The 1,428-nt window shown below is 52.2% G+C and carries 1 protein-coding gene; it reads left to right on the forward strand.

Features of this window, described 5'->3' with window-relative positions; genetic code table 11:
- Nucleotides 1-328: 328 nt before the first annotated feature.
- On the forward strand, nucleotides 329-1,428 hold a 1,100-nt coding region (locus D6694_09330; GenBank protein RMH41162.1), incomplete at its 3' end, for a penicillin acylase family protein.

Genomic DNA, 1,428 nt, shown 5'->3' on the forward strand with positions numbered 1-1,428 from the left:
GGCGTGGTCGCGCGAGACACTGTTTTGTGGATGCGCCTGGTTTGTGCCTTTGTTTCACTGGTCGCTATGGTGTTTGTCGCTGGTGTGGAATTTGATGATTGGTGAGCGCCAAGTCGCCACTGAACAACTAAAAAAGCCAAAAAAGCACCGATAAATCCAAAGAAAAAGCGTTGCCATCTGGGCATGATGTGCGTCCTTTCGCTGGCAATTTGTCAACATAGCCATGTTAGCTTGTCGTCTTATTAAGGACAATGGGCATGGCAGGGAGTGGCGACGAGCACTACGATAGTGGTATGTTTTTTCCAAATCTTATTAACGCAAACGAAAAATGCGAACAGCTTGGAAGTGGCTTGTGGGGGGCGTGGCCGGTGTTGCGGTCGCTGTCTTAGGCTTGATAGCGCTGGTGATGTGGCGTTCACTGCCCGTTTTGGAGGGTGAAATGGTGGCCAGTGTCTACCATCCAGTCCTTGTCGAACGTGATGAGGATGGTCGCGTCACAATTTCTGGAAAAACGAGGGCGGATGTGGCCTGGGCTACCGGCTTTGTGCATGCTCAGGAGCGCTTCTTGCAAATGGATTTGATGCGCCGTCGTGCCGCTGGTGAATTATCTGAACTACTTGGGCAGGTTGCCGTCGAGGCAGACAAACGCTGGCGGGTGCATCGGCTTCGTGCACGTACAGAACAATACTGGCAAAAACTCCCTAGGTGGCAGCAAAATCTTCTTGAGGCATATGCCGATGGTGTGAACGCGGGCATGAAAGCTCTGGGCAGCCGTCCGCTTGAATATTGGTTACTCGGTAGCTCACCCAAGGCGTGGCGGCCACAAGATTCACTGCTGGTGGTGGCCTCTATGTATATTGAATTACAGGACGAAGATGGCGAGCAGGACTGGCAGCGTTATCTGTTAAGAAAGGTCTTTGGGCGAGCCGTTGCCTCTGTGCTGTCGCCCGAGTATTCGCCATTTGATGCCCCAATAGATGATTTGAATCCCCGCACGCCATCGCCTTGGCAGCCACTCCCGGAACTTGGCCAACAACTCGTGCTAGCCAATGTGCATGACGACGAACGGAACCCTGTGGATGCGGTTGGCAGCAATAACTGGGCAGTGTCCGGCAAATTGACAGACAATGGGTTGCCAATTCTTGAAGACGACATGCACTTAGGGCTAAGCGTTCCGTCCACTTGGTTTTATGCCCGCTTAATCGTCAAGGAGAGCAATATTGATGTCAGTGGCGTGACGCTACCAGGCGTACCGGCTGTCGTCGTGGGATCAAATCGCCATATTGCTTGGGGCTATACCAATAGCTATGGTGACTGGGGGGATTTGATAGCGCTCAAGACGGATCACAACCATACGCACTACCTCACGCCACAAGGCTGGCAGCCTTTCAAGGAAATCCAAGAAATCATTCATGTGAAAGAGGCAAA

The organism is Gammaproteobacteria bacterium (assembly GCA_003696665.1).
In the GTDB taxonomy this organism is placed as follows: Bacteria; Pseudomonadota; Gammaproteobacteria; order Enterobacterales.